Consider the following 4,810-nt stretch of genomic DNA (forward strand, 5'->3'; position numbering starts at 1 on the left):
CGGCGAGGAGTGGGTGGTGTGGGTGACCGACGCCGAGGGCGACGACGCCCTGGAGTTCGCCCCCGCCACCGGACTCGCCCCGGGCGCCACCCCGCGCCGGATCGCCGCCGGGCGACTGGGCCGCGTCGTGGGGCTCGCCATGGCCCCCGACGGCAGCCGCGCCGCCGTCGCCTCCCACGACGGCCGGGTCCTCCTCGTCGAGCGGGAGACCGGCGAGGTCCGCGAGGTCGACCGCAGCGAGGACGGCGACGTCTCCGGGCTGGTCTTCTCGCCCGACTCCTCCTGGCTCGCCTGGTCCCACCCCGGCCCGCGCCCGCTCAGCCAGCTCAAGCTCGCCAACACCACCGACCTGTCGGTCACCGAGGCGACCCCGCTGCGCTTCCAGGACTACGCGCCCGCCTTCACCCTCGACGGCAAGCACCTCGCGTTCCTGTCGACCCGCTCCTTCGACCCGGTCTACGACGAGCACGTCTTCGACCTGGCCTTCGTCGAGGGCGTACGGCCGTACCTGATCACCCTCGCGGCGACCACCCCGTCGCCGTTCGGCCCGCAGCGGCACGGCAGGCCCTTCGAGACACCGGACCGGGACGAGACCCCCGACAGCGAGGGCACCCCCACCACCCGGATCGACCTCGACGGCCTCGCCGACCGCATCGTGCCGTTCCCGGTGGAGGCCGCCCGCTACACCAACCTGCGCGCCGCCAAGGACGGGGTGCTGTGGCTGCGGCACCCGGTGCGCGGTGTGCTCGGCGCGTCCCGCGCCACGCCCGACGACCCGGACCCCAAGACCGACCTGGAGCGCTACGACCTCGCCCAGCAGCGCATCGAGCACCTGGCCGTGGACGCCGACCACTTCGAGGTCAGCGGCGACGGCAAGCGGGTGCTGCTGTGGACGGACGGGCGGCTGAAGGTCGTGCCCAGCGACCGGCGCGCCTCCGGCGACGACGACAGCGACACCAACATCACCGTCGACCTGGACCGCGTGCGCCAGTTCGTCGACCCGGCCGTCGAGTGGCGGCAGATGTTCGACGAGAACGGCCGCATCATGCGGGACAACTTCTGGCGTCCCGACATGAACGGTGTGGACTGGGACGGGGTCCTGGACCGGTACCGGCCCGTGCTCGACCGGCTCGCCACCCACGACGACCTGGTGGACCTGCTGTGGGAGGTGCACGGCGAACTCGGCACCTCGCACGCCTACGTCATCCCGCGCGGCGGCTACGGCGACGGGGCGCGGCAGGGACTGCTCGGAGCGGACATCTCCCGGCACGAGGACGGCAGTTGGCGGGTGGACCGGATCCTGCCCGCGGAGACCTCCGACCCGGACGCCCGGTCGCCGCTCGCCGCGCCGGGGGTCGCCGTACGGGTGGGGGACGCGATCGTCGCCGTCGCCGGGCAGGCGGTCGACCCGGTGACCGGGCCGGCGCCGCTGCTGGTGGGGACGGCGGGGAAACCGGTGGAGCTGACGGTGTCGCCCGCGGGGGGCGGTGAGCCGCGGCACGCGGTGGTGGTGCCGCTCGCCGACGAGGAGCCGCTGCGGTACCACGCGTGGGTCGCGGACCGGCGGGCGTACGTGCTGGAGAAGTCCGGTGGGCGCCTGGGGTACGTCCACGTTCCCGACATGCAGGCGCCCGGGTGGGCGCAGATCCACCGCGACCTGCGGGTGGAGGTGCTGCGGGAGGGGCTCGTCGTGGACGTGCGGGAGAACCGGGGCGGGCACACGTCGCAGCTCGTGGTGGAGAAGCTGGCCCGGCGGATCGTGGGGTGGGACCTGCCCCGGGGGATGCGGGCGGAGAGTTATCCGCGGGACGCGCCCCGGGGGCCGGTGGTGGCTGTCGCCAACGAGTTCTCCGGGTCCGACGGGGACATCGTCAACGCGGCGATCCGCGCGCTGGGGATCGGGCCCGTGGTCGGCACCCGTACGTGGGGAGGCGTGATCGGCATCGACAGCCGGTACCGCCTGGTGGACGGGACGCTCGTCACCCAGCCCAAGTACGCCTTCTGGCTGGAGGGGTACGGGTGGGACGTGGAGAACCACGGGGTCGACCCGGACGTGGAGGTCGTGCAGCGGCCGCAGGATCACGCGGCGGGGCGGGACGTGCAGTTGGACGAGGCGGTGAGGCTGGCGTTGGAGACGCTGGAGTCGACGCCGGCGAAGGCGCCGCCGACGTTGCCGTGAGCCGGGGGTGCCCGCGCAGCCCGGCGCTCACGGGGTGCCTCCCCGGAGGGGGCACCCCCGGCGCCCACCCGTGCCGCCCCGCGGAGAGCGGGGCGGGCGCGGGTACGATGCCTCGTACGTGATCAGCTGGCTTGAGGAGGGTTCGTGGCTGGGGAGCCTCAGGACGACTGCCTGTTCTGCAAGATCGTTGAGGGGAGTATTCCGGCGACGATCGTGCGGGAGACCGGGACCACCGTCGCGTTCCGTGACATAAACCCCCAGGCGCCCACCCATGTGCTGGTGATTCCGAAGGCGCATCACCGGGACGCCGCCGCCCTCGCCGCCGCCGCGCCCGAGCTCGCCGCGGACGTGCTGCGGGAGACGCAGGCCGTCGCCGACGAGGAGAAGCTGGAGAGCTACCGGATCGTCTTCAACACCGGCAGCGGTGCCGGCCAGACCGTCTGGCACGCGCACGCCCACGTCCTGGGCGGTCGCGGTCTCGAGTGGCCCCCCGGATAAGCCGCCTTGTCCGTACGCGAACTGGTGGTCCTCGGCACCGCCAGCCAGGTCCCCACCCGGCACCGCAACCACAACGGCTACCTGCTGCGCTGGGACGGCGAGGGCATCCTGTTCGACCCCGGTGAGGGCACCCAGCGCCAGATGCTGCGCGCCGGGGTCGCCGCCCACGACCTGAACCGGATCTGCGTCACCCACTTCCACGGCGACCACTCCCTCGGCCTCGCCGGGGTGATCCAGCGCGTCAACCTCGACAAGGTGCCGCACGGGATCACCGCCCACTACCCGCGTTCCGGTCAGCGCTTCTTCGACCGTCTGCGCTACGCCACCGCCTACCGCGAGACCGTCGCCCTCACCGAGGCCCCGGTCGACACGGACGGCCCCCTCGACCGCACCCCCGGCTACACGCTGGAGGCGCGGAAGCTCTCCCATCCCGTCGAGGCGTACGGCTACCGCCTGGTCGAACCCGACGGCCGGCGCATGCTGCCCGACCGGCTGGCCGCGCACGGCATCAAGGGCCCGGACGTCGGCCGCATCCAGCGCGAAGGCGTGCTCGACGGGGTCCCGCTGGAGGAGGTCAGCGAGGTGCGGCGCGGGCAGCGGTTCGCGTTCGTCATGGACACCCGGCTGTGCGACGGGGTGTACGCGCTCGCCGAGGGCTGCGACATGCTGGTCATCGAGTCGACGTTCCTCGACGAGGACGAGGCGCTCGCCGTCGACTTCGGCCATCTGACCGCCGGGCAGGCCGCCCGGGTGGCGCGCGGGGCGGGCGTACGGCACCTCGTCCTCACCCACTTCAGCCAGCGCTACTCCGACCCGGAGGAGTTCGAGCGGCAGGCGAGGGCGGCCGGGTACGAGGGCGAGCTGACCGTGGCACGTGATCTGCAACGGGTGGCGCTTCCGAAGCGTCGGTGAAAGCGCCGTACGATATTTCGATGCCCGTACCGAAAGCCGAACTGCACCTTCATATCGAAGGCACCCTTGAGCCCGAGCTGGCCTTCGCCCTCGCCGCGCGCAATGGTGTCGAGCTGCCCTACGCCGACACCGACGCGCTCCGTGAGGCGTACCGCTTCGAGGACCTGCAGTCCTTCCTGAACCTGTACTACGAGCTCATGGCCGTCCTGCGCACCGAGCGGGACTTCGAGGACCTCGCCGACGCCTACCTCGCCCGCGCCGCCGCGCAGGGCGTGCGGCACGCGGAGATCTTCTTCGATCCGCAGGCGCACATGGCGCGGGGGGTCGCCATGGGCACGGTGGTCGAGGGACTGTGGCGGGCACTGGGCCGGAGCGGGGAGACGCACGGTGTCTCGACCCGGCTGATCATGTGCTTCCTGCGGGACGAGTCCGCCGAGTCGGCGCTGGCGACGCTGGACGCCGCGAAGCCGTACCTGGACCGGATCACCGGGGTCGGGCTGGACTCGGCGGAGGTCGGGCATCCGCCGGTGAAGTTCCGGGAGGTGTACGAGGCCGCTGCCGCGCTGGGGCTGCGACGGGTCGCTCACGCGGGGGAGGAGGGGCCGCCGGAGTACGTCACCGAGGCGCTGGACGTCCTCGGTGTGGAGCGGGTCGACCACGGGCTGCGGTGCGTGGAGGATCCGGCGCTGGTGGAGCGGCTGGTGCGGGAACGCGTGCCGCTGACCCTGTGTCCGCTGTCCAACGTGCGGCTGCGCACGGTCGACGCCCTCGCCGACCACCCGCTGCCCGCGATGCTCGACGCCGGTCTGATGTGCACGGTCAACTCCGACGACCCGGCGTACTTCGGCGGCTACGCCGGGGACAACTTCGACGCGGTGCGCGAGACCCTGGGCCTCGGCCCGGAGCGCCTGCGCGAGCTGGCGCGCAACTCCTTCCTCGCCTCGTTCCTGGAGGACGACGAGGGTCTGAGGGCCCGGTACCTCGCCGAGGTGGAGGCGTACGACTTCACCTGACCGCGCAGCCGCGGGCGGGGCTTCAGCGGGTGGTGCCCGGGGCCCGGGTCGCCGCTGCCGTGTCGTAGGTGCGCCGGGCCGGGGCCGGGGTGCCGTCGAGGGGGATCTCGACCACCGGCTGTTCCGGGGCGCCGACCTCGGGGACCGTGCCCATGGGGGTGCCCGGCGCCGCCGCGACCACCGCCGCCGGGTGGCCGCCACGGCGGCG

At 73.3% G+C, this 4,810-nt stretch carries 4 protein-coding genes and 1 pseudogene; 4 read left to right on the plus strand and 1 reads right to left on the minus strand.

The genetic code is table 11. From position 1 onward, the window contains the following. The 4 genes from B7767_RS01265 to B7767_RS01280 all read left to right on the plus strand — a co-directional run. On the plus strand, positions 1–2,179 hold a 2,179-nt coding region (locus B7767_RS01265; RefSeq protein WP_085570446.1), incomplete at its 5' end, for a S41 family peptidase. Between the two features lie 144 nt (positions 2,180–2,323). After that, positions 2,324–2,677 (plus strand): histidine triad nucleotide-binding protein, encoded by a 354-nt coding sequence (locus B7767_RS01270; protein ID WP_085570447.1) that lies wholly within the window; start codon positions 2,324–2,326, stop codon positions 2,675–2,677. Positions 2,678–2,683: 6 nt separating this feature from the next. Then, positions 2,684–3,589, plus strand: a complete 906-nt coding sequence (locus tag B7767_RS01275; protein ID WP_085570448.1) for a ribonuclease Z — start codon at positions 2,684–2,686, stop codon at positions 3,587–3,589. A gap of 20 nt (positions 3,590–3,609) precedes the next feature. Further along, positions 3,610–4,602: an adenosine deaminase gene (locus B7767_RS01280; RefSeq protein WP_085570449.1), complete on the plus strand. Its 993-nt coding sequence runs from the start codon at positions 3,610–3,612 to the stop codon at positions 4,600–4,602. Between the two features lie 22 nt (positions 4,603–4,624). Here B7767_RS01280 and B7767_RS01285 read toward each other — a convergent pair. Next, positions 4,625–4,810 (minus strand): annotated as a pseudogene (locus tag B7767_RS01285) (MFS transporter); the annotation flags it as partial.

Source organism: Streptomyces sp. 13-12-16 (genome assembly GCF_002114215.1).
In the GTDB taxonomy this organism is placed as follows: domain Bacteria; phylum Actinomycetota; class Actinomycetes; order Streptomycetales; family Streptomycetaceae; genus Streptomyces.